The sequence below is a fragment of the Peptoniphilus harei genome (genome assembly GCF_016726485.1).
Classification (GTDB): Bacteria; Bacillota; Clostridia; order Tissierellales; family Peptoniphilaceae; genus Peptoniphilus_A; species Peptoniphilus_A harei.
Map to the genome: position 1 here is coordinate 849,801 of NZ_CP068103.1, position 26,456 is coordinate 876,256.

24 protein-coding genes and 1 riboswitch are annotated in these 26,456 nt (G+C 36.1%); of the genes, 1 reads left to right on the top strand and 23 read right to left on the bottom strand.

The window, feature by feature from the left end:
• Positions 1–501: 501 nt before the first annotated feature.
• The 16 genes from I6I93_RS03920 to metG all read right to left on the bottom strand — a co-directional run bounded on the left by I6I93_RS03920 (position 502) and on the right by metG (position 15,889).
• Positions 502–1,650, bottom strand: a complete 1,149-nt coding sequence (locus tag I6I93_RS03920) for a 2-hydroxyacyl-CoA dehydratase subunit D (RefSeq protein ID WP_112889268.1) — start codon at positions 1,648–1,650, stop codon at positions 502–504.
• A gap of 12 nt (positions 1,651–1,662) precedes the next feature.
• Positions 1,663–2,985, bottom strand: coding sequence for a 2-hydroxyacyl-CoA dehydratase subunit D (locus tag I6I93_RS03925; RefSeq protein WP_070699931.1), 1,323 nt, complete (start codon positions 2,983–2,985; stop codon positions 1,663–1,665).
• Between the two features lie 20 nt (positions 2,986–3,005).
• Positions 3,006–3,824 (bottom strand): acyl-CoA dehydratase activase, encoded by an 819-nt coding sequence (locus tag I6I93_RS03930; RefSeq protein WP_112889520.1) that lies wholly within the window; start codon positions 3,822–3,824, stop codon positions 3,006–3,008.
• 239 nt (positions 3,825–4,063) lie between these two features.
• Positions 4,064–5,833 carry an acyl-CoA carboxylase subunit beta gene (locus I6I93_RS03935; RefSeq protein ID WP_070699933.1) on the bottom strand — a complete coding sequence of 590 codons (1,770 nt, stop codon included), beginning with the start codon at positions 5,831–5,833 and terminating at the stop codon, positions 4,064–4,066.
• A 13-nt stretch (positions 5,834–5,846) separates the two neighbouring features.
• Positions 5,847–6,644 (bottom strand): glutaconate CoA-transferase subunit B, encoded by a 798-nt coding sequence (gene gctB, locus I6I93_RS03940; protein WP_112889521.1) that lies wholly within the window; start codon positions 6,642–6,644, stop codon positions 5,847–5,849.
• Positions 6,644–7,615, bottom strand: a complete 972-nt coding sequence (gene gctA / locus I6I93_RS03945; protein WP_112889522.1) for a glutaconate CoA-transferase subunit A — start codon at positions 7,613–7,615, stop codon at positions 6,644–6,646. Before gctA ends, gctB begins: the two co-directional genes overlap by 1 nt.
• 72 nt (positions 7,616–7,687) lie before the next feature.
• Positions 7,688–8,824 carry a sodium ion-translocating decarboxylase subunit beta gene (locus I6I93_RS03950; RefSeq protein WP_112889523.1) on the bottom strand — a complete coding sequence of 379 codons (1,137 nt, stop codon included), beginning with the start codon at positions 8,822–8,824 and terminating at the stop codon, positions 7,688–7,690.
• Positions 8,825–8,842: 18 nt separating this feature from the next.
• Positions 8,843–9,277 carry a biotin/lipoyl-containing protein gene (locus I6I93_RS03955; RefSeq protein ID WP_112889524.1) on the bottom strand — a complete coding sequence of 145 codons (435 nt, stop codon included), beginning with the start codon at positions 9,275–9,277 and terminating at the stop codon, positions 8,843–8,845.
• Between the two features lie 42 nt (positions 9,278–9,319).
• Positions 9,320–9,634, bottom strand: a complete 315-nt coding sequence (locus I6I93_RS03960; protein ID WP_112889525.1) for an OadG family protein — start codon at positions 9,632–9,634, stop codon at positions 9,320–9,322.
• A gap of 790 nt (positions 9,635–10,424) precedes the next feature.
• On the bottom strand, positions 10,425–10,991 hold the full coding sequence (locus tag I6I93_RS03965; RefSeq protein WP_112889526.1) for a manganese efflux pump MntP: 567 nt from the start codon (positions 10,989–10,991) through the stop codon (positions 10,425–10,427).
• A 73-nt stretch (positions 10,992–11,064) separates the two neighbouring features.
• Positions 11,065–11,292 carry a glutaredoxin family protein gene (locus tag I6I93_RS03970; RefSeq protein WP_070699939.1) on the bottom strand — a complete coding sequence of 76 codons (228 nt, stop codon included), beginning with the start codon at positions 11,290–11,292 and terminating at the stop codon, positions 11,065–11,067.
• Positions 11,293–11,410: 118 nt separating this feature from the next.
• Entirely contained in the window at positions 11,411–11,761 is a 351-nt protein-coding gene (locus I6I93_RS03975) for an ArsR/SmtB family transcription factor (RefSeq protein WP_112889527.1), read from the bottom strand.
• 7 nt (positions 11,762–11,768) lie between these two features.
• Positions 11,769–12,620: a 16S rRNA (adenine(1518)-N(6)/adenine(1519)-N(6))-dimethyltransferase RsmA gene (gene rsmA / locus I6I93_RS03980; protein WP_112889528.1), complete on the bottom strand. Its 852-nt coding sequence runs from the start codon at positions 12,618–12,620 to the stop codon at positions 11,769–11,771.
• Entirely contained in the window at positions 12,613–13,164 is a 552-nt protein-coding gene (gene rnmV, locus I6I93_RS03985; protein ID WP_112889529.1) for a ribonuclease M5, read from the bottom strand. Before rnmV ends, rsmA begins: the two co-directional genes overlap by 8 nt.
• Positions 13,161–13,925, bottom strand: coding sequence for a TatD family hydrolase (locus I6I93_RS03990; RefSeq protein WP_112889530.1), 765 nt, complete (start codon positions 13,923–13,925; stop codon positions 13,161–13,163). Before I6I93_RS03990 ends, rnmV begins: the two co-directional genes overlap by 4 nt.
• A gap of 8 nt (positions 13,926–13,933) precedes the next feature.
• On the bottom strand, positions 13,934–15,889 hold the full coding sequence (gene metG / locus I6I93_RS03995; RefSeq protein WP_112889531.1) for a methionine--tRNA ligase: 1,956 nt from the start codon (positions 15,887–15,889) through the stop codon (positions 13,934–13,936).
• 251 nt (positions 15,890–16,140) lie between these two features.
• Between metG and I6I93_RS04000 the strand changes: the two genes are divergently transcribed.
• The gene (locus I6I93_RS04000; protein ID WP_070699945.1) at positions 16,141–17,130 is read left to right on the top strand and encodes a YeiH family protein; all 990 of its coding nucleotides are present in this window, start codon (positions 16,141–16,143) and stop codon (positions 17,128–17,130) included.
• Between the two features lie 136 nt (positions 17,131–17,266).
• Here the strand turns inward: I6I93_RS04000 and I6I93_RS04005 are convergent, their stop codons facing one another.
• From I6I93_RS04005 to I6I93_RS04035, 7 genes are all read right to left on the bottom strand, one after another.
• Positions 17,267–17,998: an amino acid ABC transporter ATP-binding protein gene (locus I6I93_RS04005; RefSeq protein WP_112889532.1), complete on the bottom strand. Its 732-nt coding sequence runs from the start codon at positions 17,996–17,998 to the stop codon at positions 17,267–17,269.
• Between the two features lies 1 nt (position 17,999).
• Positions 18,000–18,770 (bottom strand): amino acid ABC transporter permease, encoded by a 771-nt coding sequence (locus I6I93_RS04010; protein ID WP_112889533.1) that lies wholly within the window; start codon positions 18,768–18,770, stop codon positions 18,000–18,002.
• Positions 18,771–18,785: 15 nt separating this feature from the next.
• Complete coding sequence (locus I6I93_RS04015; RefSeq protein ID WP_112889534.1) at positions 18,786–19,640, bottom strand: transporter substrate-binding domain-containing protein; 855 nt, start codon at positions 19,638–19,640, stop codon at positions 18,786–18,788.
• Positions 19,641–19,746: 106 nt separating this feature from the next.
• Positions 19,747–19,916, bottom strand: a riboswitch (Lysine riboswitch).
• 528 nt (positions 19,917–20,444) lie between these two features.
• Positions 20,445–22,232 carry an S-layer homology domain-containing protein gene (locus I6I93_RS04020; RefSeq protein ID WP_112889535.1) on the bottom strand — a complete coding sequence of 596 codons (1,788 nt, stop codon included), beginning with the start codon at positions 22,230–22,232 and terminating at the stop codon, positions 20,445–20,447.
• A gap of 266 nt (positions 22,233–22,498) precedes the next feature.
• Entirely contained in the window at positions 22,499–25,081 is a 2,583-nt protein-coding gene (gene clpB, locus I6I93_RS04025; protein ID WP_112889536.1) for an ATP-dependent chaperone ClpB, read from the bottom strand.
• A 42-nt stretch (positions 25,082–25,123) separates the two neighbouring features.
• Positions 25,124–26,044, bottom strand: coding sequence for a DnaJ C-terminal domain-containing protein (locus tag I6I93_RS04030; protein ID WP_112889537.1), 921 nt, complete (start codon positions 26,042–26,044; stop codon positions 25,124–25,126).
• Between the two features lie 80 nt (positions 26,045–26,124).
• Positions 26,125–26,292, bottom strand: a complete 168-nt coding sequence (locus I6I93_RS04035; protein ID WP_172605452.1) for a hypothetical protein — start codon at positions 26,290–26,292, stop codon at positions 26,125–26,127.
• Positions 26,293–26,456 lie beyond the last annotated feature (164 nt).

A 26,456-nucleotide genomic window follows, 5' to 3' on the forward strand; every position in this document is an offset into this window, starting at 1 on the left:
TATTTTTTATCAAATTTTATAAAATTTATATCCTAAAACTTTTAATACTATAGGCTAATTCTTCTAGTAATTTTAATTTTATCACATAGGCCATCTTTTACAATTATGTCTATTTATTTCAATTTGTTTTTGTCTTAATCTGTCAAGTAACATACATTAGTAATTTATAAATTTTTTATTCTTTAAAGTTTAGTAATAGGTAATTTTAAAATAATAAATAAAAATAAATTCTTCTCTAATAAATTCTTGCTTCTTATCAATTATTTATATCCTCATACTTATTTATAAGCTAATAATTATCTGCAATCTCGTAATTATTTACAATCTTATAATTATTATCAAAGTCATAATTTTTTGCAATCTCGCAATTATTTACAATCTTATAATTTTCTGTAATCTCGTAATTTACCCTAATTTTATAAAAGCTTTAGTAAGTTAATTTCAAAATTAAATAAAAAAAGACGCCGATCACTCAGCGTCTTAAAAATTTATATTATTTTATTACATTCTATTAAGTTGAACCATTTCGTTAAATGTTTCAAGTTGAGTCTTAGCTTGACCAAAGTCAGTCATTTGTTGGTCATAACCAAGTTTGATTAGTGGAATACCAGCTTTTTCGTAAGCTTGTTTTAGTGATGGATATTCCATTTCTTCTGTATCGTTGAATGTCATCATGAATAACAGACAACCATCAGCGTCGTTATCAACTGCTAGGTCAACAACATATTTTGGTCTCTTCCAAATGTCTGGGTCGTAAAGAATTGGATCTTCGTCCATTCTTGCGAATTGGTCAGCAAGTGCCATGTATGGATCTTCGATTGAAGTATCAACGTCAACCTTGAATCCTCTTGATTCAGCTGCAACGTCGTCTGCAACTACACAAACGTTAAAGTTATCAAGAACTTCTAGAAGTGCAGGGTTATCAGTGATAACACCAGAAGTTACTACTCTTGGTCCCTTACATTCTTCTTTTGGCATAGCCTTAAGAGCTTCAATAAGTTCTTTTAACATCTTGTTGTGCTCGTCTTTTAGCATGTGGTGTGATGCCTTAAGAACGTGACTTCTGTCAGATGCTTTAATAGTTTGTGAATAGTCTCCACAAAGTTTAACAAATTCTCTCTTAAGAGCTCTGTTTTCGTTGTAAACCTCGAAAGCCTTCTTAAGGTTTTCGTCAGTTATCTTAACGTCACAGATTTCTTCAAGTCTTTCAGCAGCTTGTTTGAAGATTTTAGCATTGTATGTCTTACCAAATTCTTCTTTTCTGTGTTGTGCGTGGTTTAAGAATACCATAGGGATTTCTCTACCAACAGAAACTTTGTAGTTTTGAGAGAATGGTCTTAGTGTATCATCAAGAGTTGTAATCATTGATGCGCTAAGTCCGTCAAGTGATCCGTCAAGACCCATTTCTAGACATCTAAGTGCTAGTGAGTAGTAGAATGTTGGGAAGTATTCTTTTGCCTTATCAATTGGGCCTTGTCCTCCCCAAACTCCAAATGGAACAAGTCCACCTGCATAGATAATTTCTTCAGGTGCGTAGTAAGGGAATACACCAACTACTTTTTTACCTTGATCAAGGTACTTGTCGATTTGTTCTCTTCCATTTTCTGCTATATTTTTAAATTCTTTTAATAATTCTTTTATATCAGTCATTTTGCACCCCTATTAAATTGTAGTCTTAGACCAATCAGTTTCTTTAGTGTTTTCGAAGTTAGTGTAGATGTCTTCGCCCTTAGCGATTCTATCTGCCTTTCTTTCGTTCATGATTTCAACTAAACCTTGAACTCTTGTCTTGTATTGTTCTTGAGAGAAGTTTCTTTCGTCAGCTTGGTCACCGTCAAAGTGAACTACTGGAATGTCAAGGTCTTCTCTCCATCTTCTTTCGATTTCAGGCATTGCTCCTGACCATGGTTTACAAGATCTATTGTAGTTAACAAGTGCTCCAGAAACTCCGTTTTCTTTAGCCATTGTTTCTCTCCATTCAACACCGTCTTCGATACATACTGAACAAGGTGCCTTACAGTAAGCTGCAGCCATTTCTCTAACAGTTGTGTATTGGAAACCGAAAGCAGGTGCATATACTACTGCAGTTACGTTAACTCCATTTTGTTTTAATGGTTCAAATAGGTTTCTTAGTCCTGGCCAGCAAGGTATACCTTCAAATAGGATTCTGTGTTCTTCTGGGTATTCCCAAGTAGAAGTTCCTTCCTTAACTGATTGTTCATATTCTTCAGCTAGAAGTTCAAAACCTTCTGCTGCGTCAATTTCACATCTTGCAGCAACAATGTCTGCCATGTGGTTAAATAGGTCAAATCCAGAAAGTGGAGATGGTTCGTAAGCCATGTATGAACAAGCCTTTAACCATGCAGCAGCAGTTCTGTTTGCAATTTGACAAGCTTCTTCGAATTTCTTTTCATCAAACTTCTTACCAGTAAGTTTTTCAAGTTGGTGAATAGCATATTCGAATTGGCCCATTAAGTAATCAACTTTTTCTTCAGGTACATCAACTGTGTTTTGGAATGGAATGTCAATCATGATCATTGGAATGTCGTGCATTCTTGCAATGTTTTCATACCATTTAGTCATCATGTTACAGATGTTGTTACAGCAAAGTACGAAGTCTGGTTGTGGCATTTTTCTTGAGTCAGTTGGTTCTCCAGCTGCGTAAGCAAGTGAAATTCTTGCGTAACCACAAATGTCGTTGTCATATCCCATATCTTCAGCTGTTTGACAAAGTCTTAAACCGTCTTTTTTAGCTGCAGTTGTAGCTGCGTGGTTTTCTGGATATACAGCGTGTAGTCCGAATGCCTTTGCAAGCTCAATAGGGAATTTAGATGATGACCATCCAACTAGTTCTCCTCTTTTTTTAGCATCCCATGCTGCTCCGTAAACTCTATCTACTACATTTCTTAGTGCTTGAGCTGCAGGAATGTTTCCTTCGATTGGTCTTGGTTTTTTACCAGGTATTTTTTGAATTTTTTCAGCCATAGTTTACCTCCTAAAATAAATTATGCATTAGCCTTTTCTTCTTTTAATTTTTCCAATTTACACTTTTGATATCCAAATAGTGCTGCTCCAAGAGCACCATTTAGTTGACATAATGGTGAAGTGTGGATCTTATGTCCTGTGTTTTCTTCAAGAGCTCTTTGCATGCCCTTATTTAAAGCAACACCACCTGTAAATACTATGTCATCATTTAAACCAACCCTCTTTGCAATAGAACCAACTCTTGCTGCTATTGATTGGTGAATCCCCTTAACTATATCTTCAATCTTCGTTCCACTTGCAAGTTGTGAAATAACTTCTGATTCAGCGAAAACTGTGCAAGTAGAAGAAATACTAACGTCTTTAGTAGACAGTTCGTCTAATTCTTCTAGTTTGGAAACATCCACTTCAAGAACCTTTGCGATAACATCTAAGAATCTTCCAGTTCCAGCTGCACACTTATCATTCATAACAAAGTTTTCAAGCATACCATTGTCTCCAATTTTTAGAGCCTTGGCATCTTGTCCACCGATATCAATGATTGTACGCACATTTGGGAATAAGAAGTACGCTCCCTTAGCGTGACAGGAAAGTTCAGACATTTGAAAATCAGCCTCTTCTAATGAAGTTCTGCCGTATCCAGTAGCCATAACATAAGATATGTCCTCTCTTGTCAAGTTAGCACTCTCAAGAGTTTCTTTTATTGTTCTTGACGGTCCACTTGTTCCAGCTCCTACATCTATACAAGAGCTTGAAATAATTTCTTTACCATCTTTTAAAATAATACTCTTTGAAGCAGTCGAACCAATATCGACTCCCATTGTATAAATAGCTTCTGCCATACAATCTCCTCTTTAATTAAAACTAATATCTTACTCTTCTTAATTCTACTATACTTATGTATCTTTGTCAAAAAGGCACAGGGCCAAGAAGTTGAGTTTTCTGGGCTTCTATGGACTTGAGACTTTACTATTTATATCTTTAGAATACTATTCTTTACTTATAGTAAGGTAAATTGTCATGTACAAAAATATTGGATAATCCTTTTGAGATTATCCAATAAAATTGTCATATTTTTATATTATTTAATATTATTTAGTCTGTCGTAATCTCTAATTATTCTTGGAGTAAGCATTTGGTGAACTGGACAAATAGATTCTGGATCTTGGTACACACTTTCAGTGAAAGCGATGATGTAGTTTCTCCATAGATTCATGTTTACTATTTCGTCTACTAGACCGTACTTAGCACAAGAGAATGGTTTTGATTTTTCAGCGTAGTCTTGAATTAAATCGTTCATCTTGTCAATTGTAGGTTGTAGGTCTTTACCAGCCTTTTTATCCTTAGCAAGTCTTCTAGAGTACATTGCTGTAGCTGCTGTTTCTCCATTCATTACGTTGATTTCAGTTGCTGCAGAACCAAGTGAGAATGCGTTAGTGTCGTTTCCTTGAGGTCCACCAAGTACATAGTGAGCTGCCGCAGTACCCTTTCTCATTGTAATTTCCATTTGTGGAAGGTTAGAGTTTTGGATTGAATAAATAAGTGATTGACCAAGTCCTAATAATTCAGCCTTTTCTGCATCATCACCTACGTCGATACCAGTAGTATCTTGTAGCCAGATAATAGGAAGTCTGTCTCTAGCACATAGTGTCACGAATTCGTTCATCTTTATTAGACCTTGTCTATAAAGCTTTCCACCAATAGAGATGTGTTTTGGATCATTGTAGTATTCTGGATAGCCCATTAATAGACCTTGAACGTTAGCTACAACACCAACTAAAAGTCCGTTAACTTTTGCAAGTCCAGTTACCATTTCTCTACCGTATCCCTTTTTGTATTCCATAAATTCAGAACCATCAAATAGTCTTGAAATTACGTCATAAACATCATATGCCTTTTTACCATTTTGTGGAATTATTGAGTACATATCGTTAGGGTCATATAGTGGATTCTTTGGATCGTCTACTCTGAAGAATTCTCTTTCATATTTAGGAAGCATTGAAAGATATTTTCTAATACCTTCAAGTACTCCTTCTTCTTCAACGTAACATTCTCTCATGAAACCAGTTTGTGCGAAGTGAACGCCAACTGATCCTGGAGGAGTTGTTTTCTTAGCATTTGCAGTTTGATCTGCAATTTGGTTAGCTCCTTCTTCGTCGATATATCCCTTAGGATTCATACCGCCAAGGATTCCAGCTCCACCAACAGCCATGTTTGCATCCTTGTGTGCAACAATAATTGTAGGTGAAATTGAGTGGTATCCACCACCTGCTGGGTTAGTACCATAGATACCAACAATTACAGGAACTCCACATTGGTTAAGTCTTGAGTTTCTGTAGAAAGGAGTACCGCCACCACGTCTGTTTGGATAAACTTTTTCTTGTTCGTCAAGTTTAACACCAGAACAGTTTAGGATATAAACTAGTGGAATTCTAAGTCTTTCAGCAGTGTCTGATGCTCTTAGAAGGTCATCAGCTTGTCCTGCAATCCAAGCACCTGCAAGTTTCTTGTTATCGCTGGCAACAATGTAAACCCATCTGTCGTCAACTTTAGCAAGTCCCTTTACGATACCAGTAGTACCGTGATCATTTTCACCAGGATTGTAAATTGTGTTTAGTGGGCACCATGTACCTTCGTCAATAAGTTCAGCAATTCTTTGAAGTGCTGTCATTTCGCCACGTTCATTTACTTTTTCATCTGGTTTACCAGCGGAAAGAGCCTTTTCAGCGTATTCTCTAATTTCTTCTTCAATTTCTCTTAGTTGATTGAAGTTTTCTTCATCTACTGCTTTTAAAGGATTTCCAATTGTCTTCATATTTTGGAAATATGAAGCAAGTGAATATTGTGCCATTTGTCCTCCTATATTATTCTTCAACAGGCTTCTTTATGAAAGCTTCGCCTGGGTCTATTTCTTCTCTGATTAATTTAATTACATCTTCGTCTGGTGCTTCAAGTTCAACTGCACGAGATACGTCAATGTCAAATCCAGTGTTTTCGATTACATCTTCTGGAGATGAAGATGGATAATATCCTGCAAGATACATTCTCTTAGTTTCTTCATCGAATTTTAAGATACCCTTATCAGTTACAACCATTTGTGGTCCAACATTTTCAGGAATACCTACTCTAGTTCTTCCACCAGGGCCGTCGATCCAACCTGGAGAAGTGATGTAGTCGATTTTATCCATGAATCTTCTCTTTTCGTGTTGCATCATGATAATTGTGTTTACATAAGTTGCAATACCGTTAGCTCCACCAGATCCTGTGAATCTTGTCTTAGGGTGGTGGTAGTCACCGATTACTGTAGAGTTAACATTTCCGTATGGGTCGATTTGAGCTCCACCGATAAATGCGATCATTCTCTTCTTGTCGTGTTTCCATTCGTTAGCTTGGAATCCAACGTATGTTGCGTTTGTCCAGTGAACACCACAGTGTGCCATAAATCTGTTGTCACCAACTGATCTTGGAACTTCGATTGGATCACAGTCCATTAGTCCTGATTCTACGATTAGGTAGCAGTTAGGAGCATAAACTGTCTTTGCAAGAGAAGCACCAATTAGTGGTAGTCCTGTACCTACAATTGCGATTTGACCATCTTTAATTTGTCTTGCAATTGTAACTGCTTGCATTTCTTTATTAGTATAGTTGTCGTATCTAGCCATTATTTTTCTTCTCCCTTCTTTAGTACGTCAGTTGCGTATCCAAATCCTGGAACATCCTTAAGTCCAATTACTCTAGTTGCGCCTAGTTTGTTAAGGTATGCATCGTGATCTTCAACTCCGTACACCCATTCGTCTAAGAATGCATTGAAATCTTCTTCTGTCTTTGATTTAACATTGTACATCTTGTAGAAATCAGCATCATAGTCGTAGTATTTGTAACATTGTGAAGGGTGAGCTCCAAATGGTGCGTGAACTACTGCGTCAACACAGAATCCTGGAATCTTGTTTTCGTCAGCATTGAATTTCTTAATGTATTCGTCACTTACAAGTTCTTCGCAAGTTACAATAACTTTTCTTGCTGCGATTGCAATGTCAACGTCGTGGAATGTGTTTCCAAGAATTCTTGTAGTTCCATCTGGAGAAGCCATTTGTACGTGAATTACTGCAGTATCAATTTCTGGAACTGGTGCTGCAACTAATTTTTCACCTTTTTTGAATGGGTTTTCAACATAGATGAATTTGTCATCTGGAAGTTTGTCGATTTTTTGTCTTTCTTCTTTAGAAATACCCCATTCGTCTACTAAACTTGAACCCATCATAAGTCTAACTGGTAGGTATGGAAGTCCAAGTGCAGCTGCGTGAATTCTTTGCATTTCAACGTCTTGAGAGTAGTCTTCCATTAGAAGTTCTCCCTTTTCAACTGCTGCTCTAAATCTTCTTGATACGTTTGTATATCCTGAGTTAGCAGTGTAGCAATTTATGTATGCTTTCACTCTGCCAGCTCCAATTAGTGTGTCCCAGTCCCCTCCTGCAGGTCCTGCTTCAACGATAAAGTCCTTTTGTCCTTGACGTAGGATTTCGTTTACTGCTGCGTAAGGCTTTCTGTTTGTTGTGAATCCCCCAAAAGAGATTACGTCGCCATCTTCAACATATTTTGCTATGGCGTCTTTAAGATTCATTACTTTACTCAAGTTAAAACCTCCTTATTGTTCCATATATAACTTGATTGCATAAATATTCAGCTCACGATGGAGCTGAATGAATTAATGACTAAATAGAATTAAGAATGTACCTGCTGCTACGGCTGAGCCAATAACTCCCGCAACGTTAGGTCCCATTGCGTGCATTAGTAAGAAGTTAGTAGGATTGTATTTTCTACCTTCAACTTGTGAAACACGCGCTGCCATTGGTACTGCTGATACACCAGCTGATCCAATTAGTGGATTAATTTTTCCACCTGTTGCTACATATAAAATTTTACCAAATATAACACCGCCTGCTGTTGCAAAACAGAACGCTAAAAGTCCAAGAGCAATAATTTTAATTGTTGCTGGTTGTAGGAAAGTTGTTCCGTCTGCTGTAGCTCCTACTGTTACACCAAGCATGATAGTAACAATGTTCATAAGAGCATTTTGTGCAGTGTCTGATAATCTATTAACTACTCCAGATTCCTTAAATAGGTTTCCAAGCATTAGCATACCAAGAAGTGGTGCTACGTCTGGAAGAAGTAGTGATGTGAAAAGTACAACTACAACTGGGAAAATTACCTTTTCTAGTTTAGTTACTTTTCTTAGTGATGTCATAACTGTTTTTCTTTCTTTTTCAGTAGTAAGTGCCTTCATAATTGGCGGTTGAATCATAGGGATAAGCGCCATGTATGAATAAGCTGCTACTGCTATTGGTGCAAGTAGGTGTGGTGCTAGTTGTGATGTAGTAAAGATAGCTGTTGGGCCGTCTGCTCCACCTATAATAGCAATTGATGCTGCTTCTGGACCTGTAAATCCAAGTTTAACAGCAATAATAAAGGCAACATAAATACCAAATTGTGCTGCTGATCCTAGAATAAGTGAAATAGGATTTGCAATAAGTGGACCGAAGTCAGTCATTGTACCAACACCCATAAAAATTAGACATGGGAATAGGTTGGACTTAACACCGTTATACATAATAGCTAGAACACCTGAAGATTGCCAAGGGTCTGCCACATCCATTAGGCCTGCTAGTGGTAAGTTTCTTAAAAGCATACCAAAGGCAATAGGAAGAAGTAATAGTGGTTCGTATTCTTTTTTAACTGCTAAATAAATTAATATGAAGGATACGATAAACATTACGACATTTTGCCATTGCAAGGCTGCGAACCCTGATTCGGCCAGTATTCCCTGTAATGTTTCAATTAACATAAGTTTTTGACCTCCCTATTATTGTACACTTGCTAGTACTGCGTCAGTATCTACTGTTTCTCCAGCTTTAACATTAAGTGTTACTTTACCTGCACATGGAGCTACGATTTCGTTTTCCATCTTCATAGCTTCAAGAATAAGAATTACATCTCCTTCTGCCACTGTATCTCCATTGTTAACATTAACTTTAAGAACAGTTCCTGGCATTGGTGCTACAACATCTCCTGCTCCGCCTGCTGGTGCTGCTGCTGGAGCTGCAGGTGCTGGTGCCGGTGCTGCAGGAGCCGCTGGTGCTGCTGGAGCTGGTGCAGGTGCTGCTGCTTGAGGAGCTGGTGCTGCTGGAGCTGCAGGTGCTGCTGTTAGTGATGCTGGTGTAAGTGATGCATATCCTCCACCAACTTTTTCAACTTCTACTTCAAAAACTTTTCCATCTACTTTAACTTGATATTTCATTAATTTCTCCTTTTCATAAATAATAGAATAATTTAAAATAATTTATTTCTTTTCGTTTATAGATACGATTCTAAAACTTTCAACTTTCGATCTTTCTTCCATGCTGATTGCTCCAACTATTGCTGCTAAAAGTGCAGGGTCCATTGAGTTATCAACTGGTGCTGCTGCTTTTGGTTGAGCCTTTTTAGCTCCTTGACTTGATTTTTTATCGTCTTCCTTACCTTGTATAGCTCCCACTACCTTAGTAATAACAACAATTGCTATTAATAAAGATATAAGAGCCAAGAAAACTACGCATAAACCTGTCAACGCTACTCCAAAGGCTTCCCCAAGGGTAAGACTAACATCTCCTAACATTATCACACCTCCCCAAGTGGTTTCATATTACGGAATCCATTCCAGCTTTTAGGAATATTATAACAAAGACCTTTAATTAATTCAATTAAAAAACTCTATGTATCATCGATTAATCAAAATCTTTTGCAAATTAATTATACATTAAATATTAATCAAAATAAAGGAAAGCCTTTTTAGGAAAATTCATAAGTTGAACAAATTTTAAATATTTTTAATTATTGATTACATTTGTTAAAAAAAGATTTAATTATAATTTATTTTCTCTTAAATTTTTATTTTATAGGCAAAATCTTTGACTAAGTGAAAATTCAAAAAATTTATTTTATCCTTTATCATATTGAAATCTGAAAATCTTATCTTTTTGTAAATTTTAATTGTCTTCTGATCTTTTTCTTTTTTCTTTCTATTATTTATAGATTATTTTTGCTTTTTATTGATTAAGCTTTGAATTTTTGATAAATTTTTTTTAATTTTAATTTACTTACTCCTCGTGAGTTTGTTTTATGCCTTTAATTCTCATAAAACTTTTTTCACAAAATGATTTTGAATTTTAATAAGATTGCTAGTGGCAAATTTTTTGATGTGTCACCAGTAAACTATAAAGTTTCAATAATTTGTAACTTCATAAAAATTTGTAAAGTTATAAAACTTTATGACTTTATAAAAAATTTTGAACTTACAAAAATCTGCAAGATTTAAAATAAAAATTCTCAACAAAAAAAACTCCCAAGATTATCTTGGAAGTTCTCATCATAATATTATTTTAAATTTTTCTATTAATGTATACTTTTTATAAGGTAAGTAAGCCTAGGTGTTCCACTAAAATTTTTGTCCCCAATAAAATCAAGATTACTCCACCTGCAACTTGGGCCTTGTCCTTTAAGGCTATGCCAAAGAACTTTCCTATTTGAACCCCAGCAAAGGAAATTATAAAAGTTGTAAGCCCAATCACTAGGACTGCAAGAGAAATTCTTATTTTTAAAAAGGCAAAGGAGACTCCAACTGCCAAGGCGTCAATGGAAGTTGCAATAGCAAGCATAAAAAGATTTTTTATGTCAAGCCTATCTTCTTCCACAGGACAAGTCTTGTCTCTCGCCTCTCTTATCATGTTAAGTCCAATTAGCCCAAGAAGGACAAAGGCAATCCAGTGATCCATTGCCTGAAGTTTCTCTGCAAAGATAGACCCTAGTTGATATCCAATAAGAGGCATAAGTCCTTGGAAGACTCCAAAGAAGAGGGCTATCACAAGGGACTTCTCAAGAAAGTTTTTCTTAATTGCAAGCCCCTTACAAATGGCTGCTGCAAAGGCATCCATGGAAAGGCCCACTCCTATTAATAATACTGAAATAAAATTCATCTACACCCACCAATCATCACTTGTCACAAAAAAATAGATGCCGCAAAGCATCTATTTTTATCTTATTTTAAAATTATTTTAGCAATTCGTCTAATCTAGCCTTGTCGAATCCAACGATTTGTTCGTCGTCAACGCAGATTACAGGAACTCCTGTATATCCCATTGCCATTAATTCTTGTCTTGCTTCCTTGTCTGTTTGCACATTTTTTTCTTCAAAGGCAACTTCCTTATCCTTAAGATAGTCTTTTGCCATTGTGCAATAAGGACAAGTGTTACTTGTATATACTGTTACTTTACTCATTTTTATTCCTCCTCATTACAATTTCATTATACTCCAAGGTCCTTTATAAAATCAAACCTTTTGACTTTCTTCTATAATAAATAACTTTTATAAGGTTTTATAAATTTTTATCTAAAAGCTACAACTTATGCTCAGCATGTTCTAGTCCATCCTTAAAAATGCAGAGGACGTGATCATCATCTAGGGAATAGTAGGCCCTTCTCCCGCGTCTCTTTACCTTGATTAGGTTTTGGGACCTAAGTAGGGCAAGTTGATGGGATATTGATGACTGGCTCATGCCAAGTAGTTCAGAAATATCGGATACGCATAGGGGACCCTTCATCAAGGCATAAATAATTTTTATCCTTGTTGGGTCTGACAGGGCCTTAAAGATTTGGGATAAGTTACTTATTAACTTTTCTTTCTCATTGAAACTAGATATATCCGTCTGAACTTCTTCAGGAATATCATCTATAAAATTGTCCTTCATAGTTCTCTTACCCCACACTTTTAAAGTTAACACTTAATACGATAAATTCTTCTAGGCTGAGGGTCTCTGCCCTTCTTCCTCCATCAATTCCACTGAGCTCAAGGGCTCTTTTTATTTCATCCTTGCTATAAGAAAGTCCTGAATTGGAAAAAGAGTTTATCAAAGTCTTTCTCCTAGTGGTAAAAGCTGCCCTAACTATTTTAAATAAGAAGTCTGTATCAAGGTCTTCTCTTTCCTTCATCTTTAAGTTGACAACTGCGGAGTCAACATTGGGCTTTGGCATAAAAACTGAGCTAGGCACTTGGAACTTGTACTTGCAGTCTGTGTAATAATTTATAAAAACTGAAAGTGATCCATAGTCCTTGTTACCAGGTTGTGCTGCTAACCTCTTTGCAACTTCCTTTTGAACCATTACTGTTATAGAAATTAAATTAACCTTTGATAAAATCAACTTTTCTATAATTGGTGTGGTCACATAATAGGGAAGGTTGGCAACGACCTTAAAACCCTCGTCACCAAATTCTTCTTCAGCTATTTTTTTGAGGTCAAGGTCTAAAAAGTCTCCGTAAATTACCTTTACATTGTCTATGTCTAAGGTTTCCTTGTGAAGTTCTCTTAACTTTTCGTCAATCTCAACTGCCAAGACTTTTTTTGCCCTTAGGGCCAACTCCTCTGTCATTGTTCCAACTCCTGGACCAATTTCTAGGATGTTGTCATCTTCAGTGATTTCTGCTGCATCAGCAATTTTTCTTACAATATTTCCATCTATTAAAAAGTTTTGTCCCAGAGACTTTGTAAATCTAAAGCCATACTTGGAAAGAATTTCTGAAAGTTTGCTGGGTTTATATAATCTATCTATGGGAGTTCACTTCCTTCATAGCCTCTTCAAATTCTTCCCTTGTTATGCCAAAGGAATTTAATTTGCTAAGAGTCTTTTTTCCATTTCCATATCCTATTTTTAGGATTTCAGAAAGCATTTCACGTCTACTGCTTGCATCATCAGAGTTTATTAGGTCGTTCTTTATTAAGTCAGCCATGGTAAATTCTGTTGATTTTTCTGCTTTTGTTGCCCTTGCAGCCTTTAGGGCCTTTAGGATTTCTTCTGGAGATGCATTTTCAACTCCAATGTCCCCATGCTTTGTAGAGACCCTTTGGGAAAGGTAGGCATGCTTGGCAGTGGGAATTTCATCAGCGATTCTCTTCCTAATTTGTGATCCAACATAGTCAGAGTCTGTGAAAATTATTATTCCCTTCTTATTGTCCATTTCCTTTAAGAGATTTATTAATTTTCTTCCGAAAGCAAAGCCGTGAGTGGTTATAATTTCTGCATCAACTGCCTTTTTAATGGCAATTTCATCATCACGACCCTCTGCGACAATTACTTCTTTAATTGTCATCTTCATATTCCAAAAAACCTCTTTGTATTTTCTGCCGTTATCTTTTCCACTTCTTCTGGGTCAATTTTCCTTAGGTCTGCAATGTATTGGCAGACAAACTTAACAAGCTTAGGCTCATTTCTCTTGCCCCTGTGTGGAACAGGTGTCATGTAAGGACAGTCTGTCTCAAGTAGGAGCCTATCAAGTGGGACCTTCTTTGCAACTTCCTTTGGAGTCTTGGCGTTCTTAAAGGTAACAGCACCACCTAGGGCAATGTAGTCTCCCATCTTCACATACTCTTCCATCATCTCAACTGATTGGGAGAAGCAGTGGATTAAGGCTGTAAATTCATATTTTTCGTGAGCCTCTTTTAAGATGTCAAAGGTATCCTTAACTGCATCACGAGAGTGGATGACAATATTTTTGCCAAGTCTTGCCGCAAGTTCAATTTGTCTTTTAAAGACTTCCTTTTGCACATCTCTTGGAGAGTTGTCGTAGTAATAATCTAAACCAATTTCTCCAATTGCCATGACTTTTTCATTTTTTGAAAGTTCAATTAACCTTTCTTCAACCCCATCATCATAAGTCTTTGCCTCATGAGGGTGGACTCCAATGGCTGCATAAATATTTTCATACTTATTTGCAAGTTCCACCGACCTCTCAGATGATGGGAGGTCAGAAGAATTATTTATTACAAGTTCTATTCCATTATCGCCTAGGCTCTTGATTAGGCTATCTCTATCTTCATCAAAGGCCTGATCATCTAGGTGGACATGTGAATCTATCATCTTTTCTCCTAACTAATTTTTGCTCCTGATTTAAGGTCAGCTAAAGTTGATGCAAGGCTTAGGTTCTTTTCATCATCTTCTGCTGCAAGAATCATTCCCTTGGATTCAACTCCTCTTAACTTAATTGGCTTTAAGTTTACAATCATTAGGACCTTCTTGCCAATTAAATCTTCTTTTTTGTAGTAGTCCTTGATGCCAGATACAACTTGTCTATCCATGTCACCAACTTTTAATTTTAAAACAAAAAGTTTGTCAGCATTTGGATGGTCTTCCACATCAACAACTTCAGCCACTCTTATATCAAGTTTGTCAAAATCATCTATAGTAACTTCTTCTTTTATATCTTCTTTTTCTTCCTTATTTTCTTTCATAATTCTTGACTCTAATAGGGCTATGTTTTCTTCATTAAATCTTTCAATTTCAGCTTCTATATCAAGTCTTGGGAAGATAACTTCTCCCTTCTTAACCTTAGTTCCATCAGGAAGTAGACCAAATACTCTCGAATCTTCCCAGTTAATTTTTTCATCAAGGCCAAGTTGCTCCCTAATCTTAAGTGAAGTTTCCTTGATAAATGGATAAATTAGAACAGAAACAATTCTCAAACTTTCGGCCAAGTTATATAAAACAGTGTTTAGCCTGTCTTTCTTGTCTTCATCCTTTGCAAGCTTCCAAGGTTCTGTTTCGTCAACATACTTGTTAGTCCTTCTTATTAACTTCCAAATTGATTCTAGGGCAACAGAGAATTCATAGTGTTCCATTGCTTTTTCAACATTATCTACAACGGAAACTGCAAGATTCTCTAAATCGTCATCAACATCTTCCCTTACACCCATGTCCTCGATTACTCCGTTGTTGTACTTGCCAACCATGGAGACAGTCCTTGAAAGTAGGTTACCAAGGTCATTGGCCAAGTCAGAGTTAAGTCTTTGCATGAATTTTTCTATATTAAAGGATCCATCAGAACCAAAGGAGAATTCACGAAGTAGGAAGTACTTAAGAGCGTCAACTCCGTAAAGCTTGATAATTGGTTCAGGGTAAATAACATTTCCCTTGGACTTACTCATCTTGTCGTTGTCAAATAAAATCCAACCGTGACCAAATACCTTGTCTGGTAGAGGTAAATCTAGAGCCATTAAAATTGCTGGCCAAATAATTACGTGGAATCTGATGATTTCCTTTCCAACAAAGTGGACACCAGCTGGCCAATAGTCATTGAATTTTTCCTTGTCAGTTCCGTAACCAATTGCAGTCAAGTAGCAAGTTAGGGCATCAATCCAAACATAGACAACGTGTTTTGGATCAAAGGGAACTTTAACTCCCCAGTCAAAAGTTGACCTTGAAACAGAAAGGTCTTCAAGTCCACTTTCTCCTTCAAAAAAGTTTCTAACCATTTCATTTTTTCTAAAAGCTGGCTCAATAAACTCTGGGTGGTCTTCGTAATATTTTAAAAGTCTGTCCTTGTATTTAGAAAGTCTAAAGAAGTAGGACTCTTCATTAGTAAGTTCAGTTGGTCTGCCACAATCTGGACAAGTGTGACCTTCACCTAGTTGAGCTTCAGTCCAGAAGGATTCACAAGGTTTACAATAATATCCCTCGTATTCGCCCTTGTAGATGTCTCCCTTGTCATAGAGCTTTTGGAAGATCTCTTGGACATCCCTTTGGTGGTTCTCATCAGTTGACCTAACAAAGTAATCGTAGTCAATATCCATAATTTCCCAAAGCTTTTTGATATTTTTAACAATTCCATCAACATAAGCCTTTGGCTCCATGCCAAATTCCTTAGCCTTATCTTCTATTTTTTGGCCGTGTTCATCAGTACCAGTAGTAAAGAAAACATCGTAACCTTGCATTGTCTTAAATCTCTTTACGCAATCAACTGCCACAGTACAATAAGTGTGACCAATGTGAAGATTGTCACTTGGATAGTAAATTGGCGTTGTGACATAAAATTTTTTATTACTCATAAAACCTCCATAAAAAAACCCAATCCACTGGGATAAGGTCTTGGCATAAACTGTCAATATTCCGATAAATTTCTACATATATTAGAATAATTATAACTGAATAAGACTATAAAATCAATTTCAAGGTCTAATTTATCAACTTCTACTTAGTCCATAAAATAATTTTATATGCCAAATTTTTTATCTTGTTGTATAATAGATACTTGTTTCATAAATTATTTTTATAAATAAATTTTAATCAGGAGGTTATTATGAATAAAAATTTACTTAAGGGCCTAATTTTTTCTGGCCTTATTGGTCTTGTTGCCTACTTCTTAGGCAAGAGCTTTCCACTTGTTGGTGGACCTGTCTTTGGTATCTTACTTGGAATTATTTTAAATAATTTTAAAAGACCAGAGTCCTTTGAAGCTGGAATTAAGTTTACATCCAAAAAAGTTTTGCAATACGCCGTAATCCTTTTGGGTTTTGGACTTAATCTTGGAGAAATTATTGTTGTTGGTAAGTCATCACTTCTTATAATTCTCTCAACAATTTCCACTGCCTTAATTATTTCCTTTGTCGTTGCAAAAATTCTAAATATTGATTCCAACATCGCAACTCTTGTTGGTGTTGGCTCATCAATTTGTGGTGGATCTGCCATTGCTGCAACTGCACCTGTTATCAATGCAAAGGATGAGGATGTTGCAACTTCTATTTCTGTAATATTTTTGTTTAACATCATCGCCGCTCTAATCTTCCCAACTCTTGGGGTTAAGCTTGGCATGACTCACACAGGCTTTGGCATGTGGGCAGGAACTGCTATTAACGACACATCTTCTGTTGTGGCAGCAAGTGGAACTTGGTCAACTATGTTTAATGACGACACAGCTCTTAACTATGCGACAATTGTAAAATTAACAAGGACTCTTGCCATTATCCCAATCACTCTTGGTCTTGGCATTATAAAGTCAAAGGAAAGTACAGAAAAAGTTAGCGTTCTTAAAACTTTCCCAACTTTTATCCTCTTCTTCCTTCTTGCATCAATTATCACAACTGTCCTTCCATTACCTGACTCCTTCTTGTCAGCTATGAAGTTCTTGTCAAAGTTCTTTATAATTATGGCAATGTCAGCTATTGGTCTTAACACAGACCTTAAAAAATTAATTTCTCAAGGTGGTAAGGCAATCATAGAAGGTGCTCTTTGCTGGATAGGAATTATTTGTGTCAGCTTGTTTATGCAACACTTATTACACATTTGGTAAGATTTTTATAATTTATTTTGCAGCCTTAAGAGGCTGCTTTTTTTGTGGAATTCTTTCTATATAAATTAAAGCTTATAAAGATTAAAATAGTCTTATAAAAATAGCAAAAAAATAAAGGCCCTCTCGAGCCTTTTCTTTATAAAACCATGGACAAAAATTCCTTTGCCCTTTGTGTCTTTGGATTTGTGAAAAATTCTTTTGAGTCTTCGTCTTCTGCTATGACTCCCTTGTCCATAAAGAGGACCCTGTTGGACACGTCTCTTGCGAAACCCATCTCATGAGTCACAACAAGCATTGTGAGTCCCTCTTCTGCCAAGTCCCTCATAACATTTAGGACTTCTTTTACCATCTCTGGGTCAAGAGCCGATGTTGGCTCGTCAAAAAGTAGAACTTCAGGATTCATGGAAAGGGACCTTGCTATTGCCACCCTTTGCTTTTGTCCACCAGATAGGGATGTTGGTCTTGCGTCTCTAAAGGGATACATGCCAACTTTTTCAAGGAATTGGTCTGCAATCTTAACTGCCTCATCGCGAGACCTCTTTAGGACCTTGACTTGTCCTATTACACAATTTTCAAGTACAGACATGTTGTTAAAGAGGTTAAAGGATTGAAAAACCATTCCAACTTTTGTCCTGTAATTATTAATAGAAGAATTTTCTTCTAGGATGTTTTCTCCGTGGTATAAAATCCTTCCAGAGTCTGGTTCTTCCAAGAGGTTGATGCATCTTAAGAGAGTCGATTTACCTGATCCAGATGAACCAATTATTGAAACAACTTCGCCCTTTTGGACCTTAAAATTTATTCCCTTTAAAACTTCATTTGCTCCAAAACTTTTTTCCAAGTTTTCTATTTCAAAAATATTGGCCATCTCACACCTCTTCCTTTACTTCTATAACTTCTGCTGTTGATTGTGATCCGTAAATCTTATAAGATCCATCTCCGTCTAACTTCTTCTCAACAAGCTTCATAATTTGACTCACACTTACTGTTAAGACTAAATAAATTAAGGCTGTTATGAAGAAGACTTCGAAGTATCTAAGATAAGTTCCTGCAGCTGACTTTGAAATGAAGAATAGTTCTGAAACAGAAATTACATTAAGAACTGAGGAATCCTTGATGTTTACAATAAATTCATTTCCAACTGAAGGGATAATATTTCTCACAGCTTGAGGAAGGACAACTTCCGTCATTGTTTGCCAATGAGTCATTCCAATGGAAAGGGCTCCTTCAGTTTGTCCCTTGTCTACAGAAATAATTCCACCTCTTATTATCTCTGCCATGTAAGCTCCTGTGTTTACAGAAACTATAATTAGGGCTGAAGGCATAGCTGCCATATTTAAATTAAAATATTGAAGGGATCCGTAATAAAACATCATGGCTTGAACCATCATTGGAGTTCCCCTGATTACTTGGATATAAATACTAATGATGACATTTAAAACCTTTAGGCCCACCCTCTTAAATGCAGATGACTTTTTATTTACTTTTGTCGTTCTTACTATTGCGATTAAAAGACCTATTAAAAAACCAATTAAAGTACCCACAACGGCAATTATAATTGTATTAATAGTCCCCTCAATAAAGAGGGGGCCATATTCTTTTAATAAAAATCCAATCCATCCAAAAAAACTACTTGGCATATTTATCTCCTATACTTATTCACCTAGGGGTTGGTTAACAACCGCTTCTTCCATTATGCTTTGTCTTTCATCTTCAGAAATTTTTGAAAGAGCTTCGTTTACTTGGTCAAGAAGTTCTGTGTTTCCTTTTTTAACTCCTACTGCAATTGATGTGTCTTCAACAGAAGTTTGGAATCCATTAGCTTCATCAAATTCAACAAAAGTTAAGTCGTCATTTGCTGCTACAGCTGATAGGGCTCCAGGTCTTTCAGAAATGTAACCGTCAATCTTTCCACTTCTAAGAGCAACTATCATTGCTGGGAAAGTTTCAAGAGCAGTTGATTTGTTTACGCCTTCCATTTGATCAATAACATCGTAGTGGAAAGTGTTAAGTTGACCAGTTATATTTGCTCCTGCAAAATCATTTATGTTTTTTGCATTAACAAGAGGAGAGTCTTTTTTAACAACAACTACAAGGTCTGATGTGTAGTAAGTGTCAGAGAAGTCAAGAGTTTCCTTTCTTTCTTCAGTTGGACTCATGCCTGCTATAATAAGGTCGATTTTTCCAGATGTAATAGCTGGAGTAAGACCATTCCATTCAGTTTTTACAATTTCAAGATTTTTGTCCATGGACTCAGCAATTTTCTTTGCGATTTCAACGTCGTATCCACCAGCATATCCACCTGCTGCAATTGCATAGCCGTGTTCTTCACCAGTTTGTGTCCAGTTAAATGGAGCGTAGTCACATTCCATTCCAACTCTTAATGTGTCTGAGTCAGCTGGTGCAGCAGCTGATCCCCCATCACCCTTTGGGTTACAAGCTGTTAAAAGCATTGTTCCTGCTATAGCTCCAACTAGTAGTAATCTTCTTGCGTTTCTTCTTAAATTCATGATATACCTCCGTAAAAATCTTCGGTAACTATCAAAAAGTAATAAAAAAAACAGTTTGGGAAATCCAAACTGTTAAAATGTCTAATTATGTAAGACAAAGTATTTAACCTTAGATAGCTCCCCACTAAATCGTGACAGTCATGCAAATGTTGTTTGCATGCCCAGCATATTATCTGTTACCAATAATACACTTCGGCGAAATCTCCTTTCATCTCCCTTCATCGCATGGTCTTGCTCTGAGAGATTACTGATAGGTCCCGCGCCTCTATCGTATTTTTCAATACAATTTATTTAATTGTTTCATCAATTATATAGGGGGGATTTTTAAAAGTCAAGGACAATTTTAATTTTCTTGAAAAATTATTATGAAGTCTTGCTTTTTTATTACAAGAAAAATCTAGCTAAGATTGATAAATGAATCTTTAGACATGTTTTATTAATTTGTAAATATTTCTATAATTTTTCATCAAATTTCTTTAAAATTTATCTCTTTTTAATTTTTCGTGACTTTTAAAATCTTGTAATCCTTAGATCTTTTGTAAAATCATAAAAATTTATAAGGTCACAAATCTTTTTGAAGTAACATTTTTTTATTAAGTTACAGATTTTTGTAAGTTCATAAATTTTTATGAGTTTACATTTTTTTCGCACTTCATAAAAATTCTTTAATTATTAAAATTTTATTAATTAAAAGTTTTTTAGAACTTTATAGTTTTTTATCAAGTCAATAATTCTTACCTACCAAGAAACTTTTGAAGGCAATAAAAAAAGGCTCCCCTAAGGGAGCCCGTAAATTTTTTATTTTTATTTCCACATGTCAACTTCTGAAGTTGAGTTTAGTCTTTCTCTATCGTGAGTGTTTGCTGCGTCAAGAATGTTGTAGTAAGCCCAGAAGCTTTCATTAACATCAGAGAACTTGTTAAGTGATGAAGTGTTCACATTGTTAAGTGAGTTCTTGTTTGTGTTTCTGTTAAATACAGAGTTTAGGATTGTAACAGCTTCTGCTCTTGTGATCTTAGCATTTGGTTTGAAAGATCCATCTGGGTAACCAGTAACATTTTTGTTGCCGTAAAGTTTGTCAATTGCATCCTTTGCCCAGTGGTCCTTAACATCTTGGAAGTCTGATGATCCAGCTTTTTCATTTTTGATGTAGCCAGAGATCATTTGTGCAAATTCTGCTCTTGTGATGCTGTCATTTGGTTTAAATGTTCCATTAGGGTAACCAGAGATTAGTCCCTTGCCAACAACATAGTTAACTGCCTTTGAGTACCAATCGTCGCTTGCATCGGAGAACTTTGTTGCTTGGCTTGTTCCAAAGTTTGTTCCACCATTTAGAAGTGTAGCAAACATTTGAGCTGCTTCTGCTCTTGTTACATTTGCTTGTGGCTTAAATGTTCCATCTGGATATCCCTTGATGTAAGAAATTGCCTTAACTTCTTCTACTGCATTTTTTGTTACCTTGTATTCAATCTTAGTGATGTTTTTGTCCTTATCTTTGGCTTCAAGTTTAATTGTTTCGCCGGCGATTAGGGCTCTATCTAAGAAAGCTGTGAATACTCCAGCGTTATTTACATAAGTGTTGGAGATTTTTTTGCCAGATGCGTCATAAACTGTGATTTCATCATCAGTGTTTGCAGTACCCTTTACAAGTTTTTGTCCTTCAAGGGCTTCTGTAACTTTGAATTTTTTATTTTCAACTTCTTTTTTATCAGTGTAGAATCTTAGGTCGTCAAGGTCTCTTCTGTCTATACTTTTATTAAGTGATATTGAGAAGAATCCATCCTTGTTGGCTCTTGCTTTTCCTAATTCTTCGCCATCAAGGTAAACTGTAATATAATCAAAAGCGTGATTCTTTACAGTTCCTGTTAAAACTCTGCCTACAATATTTAGGCCTGTAGCGTCAACTCTTGTTCCCTTGATATTTTTGTAGTTGTCATTTTTAACTTCTACACTTCTTGAAGTACGATCTCCATCATCAGCAAAAATAGTTACACTTTCGCCTTCTTTGATGTCGTATTTTATTGAAAATTCACCATTCTTATCAGCTTTTCCAATAGATCTCTTGCTTCTAAATTCTTTATAATAATTATCTTGAACGTAGATTTCAGCATAAGCTGATGTTTCACCCTTGATGTGTTTTCCATCGTATCTTACATTTCTAAGAGTGATGTTTCCATGTTTTTTTTCTTCTTTTCTGTTAATAACATCAAAGTTAATTTTAATATCCTTCACAGAATTATCTTTAAATTTTACTCTTATTGTTTCACTTCTTTTTCCAGTTGAATCATAACTATAGTAGTTTTCTCCTACAACTGTTGCTCCTTCAGGAAGCTTCAAATTCTTAATATAATATCTGTCACCTTTTTCAATAGTAACATTTATATCTGATAAATCATTTTTTTGAGCTTCTGTTCTATTATCTACAGGTGGAGTTTCTGTTTCTGGTTTTGCTGGTGTTGATACTTCTGGTTGATTTGCTGTTGGGCTTCCATCACCATTTCCTTCTACTTCCGCAAAAGCAGATACTGGGATTGATGCTGCTAAAACTCCTGCTAAGGCTAGGGTTAAATATTTCTTGCTATATGGTTTCATTATAAATTTCCTCCTAAATTAAAATATAAAATATTTTTATACTTCTTAATTCATACTATGTTACTGAGTTTAAATCCTTTTTGTGATAGGAATGTGATAACTTAGAGGTTTTTATTAGATTTAATCTTTTCTTAACAATTTGTAATTTTACGGAAATAATTTTTTCTATTAAAAAAACTAATAAGTCCCTAAGTTTTTGCTAAAAATTCACCTAATTCCAATCACAAAATTCTAAAAAAAGGACCTGCCTAAGCAAGTCCTTATATTTATTTTACTTTGACAGACAAGTCGTCTGCTTCTACTTCAACAACAATTGTGTCGCCGTCCATTACGTCGCCCCTAATAATAAGCTTAGAGATAATTGTTTCAAGCTTGTGAGAGATATATCTCTTAACAGGTCTTGCACCGTATTGTGGGCTAAAGGATGCGTTCAAGATAAAGTCCAAGGCACCATCTGTAACTTCGATGTGGATGTCTCTATCTCTTAGTCTCTTTTCAACCTCTTCAATACTCTTTTTGATGATGCCATAAATCTCACTTCTTTGAAGTGGTTTGAATAAGACAATTTCATCAACCCTATTGAGGAACTCTGGCCTAAAGGATGCCCTTAAATCAGCCATTACATTTTCTCTTGCATCTTCTTTGATCTTGCCATCTTCATCGATTCCATCAATCAAGAAGTGAGATCCAATGTTTGATGTCATTATAATAACTGTATTCTTAAAGTCCACAGTCCTTCCTTGGTTGTCAGTAAGTCTACCATCATCAAGGACTTGTAACAAGATGTTAAATACATCTGGGTGGGCCTTTTCGATTTCATCAAATAGGATTACTGAATATGGTTTTCTCCTTACTGCTTCAGTAAGTTGTCCACCTTCATCGTAACCTACATATCCTGGAGGAGATCCCACAAGTCTTGACACGGAGTGTTTTTCCATGTACTCGGACATGTCAATCCTTATTAGGTTTCTCTCGTCATCGAAAAGTGTTTCTGTAAGTGCCTTGGCTGTTTCAGTTTTACCAACTCCAGTTGGTCCCAAGAAGATAAAGGAACCTATTGGTTTGTTTTGATCTTTTAGTCCAGCCCTTGCCCTTAAAACTGCGTCAGACACAAGTTCAATTGCCTTGTCTTGACCAATAACCCTCTTGTGGAGGATGTCTTCAAGACCAAGTAATTTATCTCTTTCAGTCTTATTTAATTTTTCAACAGGAATTCCTGTCCACCTGCTAACTACATAGGCGATTTCATCTTCTGTTACTTCTTCCTTCACCATAGATGACTCGTCCTTTGTAGATGTCTTTTCTCTTTCTGCAAGTTCTTCCTTTAACTTTGGAAGAGTCCCGTATTTTAATTCAGAAAGTCTTTCTAAGTCGTAATTTCTTTCAGCTTCCTCTATGGCGTGGTTGGTTTCTTCGATTTTCTTCTTGATATCCTTTGTTGAATCAAGTTCCTTCTTTTCTGCCTCCCACTTTGATTTCAACCTGTCAAACTCTGCCTTTTCTTCAGAAAGTTCGCCTTGAAGTTTTTTAAGTCTTTCAGCACTTGCTTCATCAGTTTCCTTTTTAAGGGCTTGATTTTCTATTTCAAGTTGCAAAATTCTTCTTCTAACTTCATCAATTTCTGTTGGCATAGAGTCGATTTCTGTCCTAAGCATTGCACAGGCTTCGTCCATTAAGTCAATTGCCTTGTCTGGCAAGAACCTGTCACTTATATATCTATCGGACAAAGTTGCTGCAGCAATAACTGCTGGGTCAGAGATCCTAATTCCGTGGTAAATTTCATATTTATCTTTAAGACCACGAAGGATTGCAATAGTATCTTCAACACTTGGTTCATTTACCATAACCTTTTGGAATCTTCTTTCAAGAGCAGGATCCTTTTCGATGTACTTTCTGTACTCGTCAAGAGTTGTTGCTCCAATAGCGTGAAGTTCGCCACGAGCAAGCATTGGCTTTAAAAGGTTAGATGCGTCCATGGCACCGTCAGTCTTGCCTGCTCCCACAATATTGTGGATTTCGTCGATAAATAAAATTATATCTCCATCAGCCTTTAAGACTTCGTTTAAGACAGCCTTTAATCTTTCTTCGAACTCACCACGATATTTGGCACCAGCAATTAGGGCACCCATATCAAGAGAAAAGACAGTTTTATTTTTTAAGCCTTCTGGCACGTCTTCAGAGACAATTCTTTGGGCAAGTCCACCAGCTATGGCAGTCTTACCAACTCCAGGAGGACCAATTAAAACTGGGTTGTTCTTAGTCCTACGAGATAATATCCTGATTACATTACGAACTTCTTCATCACGACCAATAACAGGGTCAAGCTTGCCTTCACGAGCAAGTTCAGTTAAGTCTTGGCCATATTTCTTTAGAGCGTCATAAGTTCCCTCTGGGTTATCAGTTGTTACGTGTTGGTTGCCCCTGATTTTCTTAAGGGCATTTAAAAATCCATCAGCATCAATCTTGTTCTTATTAAAGACAGAAGAAGAGTCAGTCCCCTTCATATTTAAAAGGGCAAGGTAGATGTGTTCAACAGAAAGGTAATCGTCGCCCATCTTTTCTTTAAAGCCCTCTGCCTTTTGGAAAAGGTCTCTATAAGAAGAGTCGGCATAAACTTCTGCACCTGATTGTTTTGGAAGTCTTTCAATAACCTTTAAGACCTCACTTTTTAACATATCAGGGTTTTTATACATATATGTCAAGACCCTAGGAATAAGGCCTTCCTTATCATTTAAGAGGGCGTAATTGATGTGAATTTCTTTTACCTCTGGATTGCCGTATTCCTTCGCAATATTGTAGGCGCCTTGAACGGCTTCAAGGGATTTTTGAGTAAATTTTTCAAAATTCATATAAACACCTCATTTATTATTTATTTAATCAATTTAATCTTGTTATTTACTTAATTTTTCTAATTCCTTATATAGTTTTACTTGTTCTTCAGTTAATTCTTCAGGGTTCACAATGTTAAATACCACATAGAGGTCACCTAAGTTTCCCTTTAGGTCCTTAAAACCCTTGGAAGGAATCCTCATCTTGTTTCCACCAACAAAACCTTCTGGTACCTTTAACTTGAGTTTGCCGCTGAGACTCTCAACAGTCTTAGAAGATCCAAGGGCAGCTTCCCATGGATAGATGTCCACAGTCCTAGTCACATCAAGGCCATCAAGAGCAAGATTTTTTTCATCTTTGATGTTAATCTTGAACAAGATGTCGCCAGGAAGACCAAACTTTTCTCCCCTTACCTTGACCTTCTTGCCCCTAGTGATTCCAGCAGGAACCTTGACAGCAATGTCATATTCCTTTTGCTTGTAAGTTAGGGAAACATTTTTTGTCACACCAAGAAAGGCTTCCTTAATAGAAATAGAAAGTTCAGATTCAAATTTATTCCTAGCCTTCTTTTGACTCCTTCCCCTTCCCTTAGAAGAGAAATCTCCGAAGATGTCATTTATGTTAAAACCACCAGAGAAGTTGCCGCCAGACTTAGATGAGCCAAAAATTGTTTCAAAGAAGTCTGAGAAATCTGCACCGCTTCCTCCTGTGGTATAAGTATAACCATATTGAGAAGGGTCAAAATCATAACCAGATGAAAAATCATAATTAGATCCAAAAGTATCATATTTTTTTCTCTTGTCAGCGTCAGACAAGACCTCGTAGGCCTCAGAAACTTCCTTAAACTTTTCTGCAGCTACCTCGTCGCCTTGGTTGACGTCAGGATGATATTTTTTCGCAAGCTTTCTATAAGCCTTCTTTATCTCCTTTTCATCTGCATCTTTAGAAACTCCAAGGATTTCATAATAATCTTTGTATTTCAAAATCTTACCTCCTCATATATATAAACATTTAATCTCTATCTATTTATATCCCAATAAAAAATATTGCAACATAATAGAAATTAATTAAATGGAATAAAATTAAGATTTTTATTTAATTTCATCTTTGGATTTATTTCCATTTCCATTTCCATTTCCATTTCCATTTCCATTTCCATTTCCATTTCCATTTCTGTTTCTGTTTCTGTTTCTGTTTCTGTTTCTGTTTCTGTTTCTGTTTCTGTTTCCATTTCTGTTTCTGTTTCTGTTTCTGTTTCTGTTTCTGTTTCTGTTTCTGTTTCTGTTTCTGTGAAATTAAGATAAAAATCATGGTCAAATTTAGTTTGACTATCTTTGACTATCTAAATTATACAACATCATTAGCACTCTTGCAAGTAGTCTGCTAATTTATTTT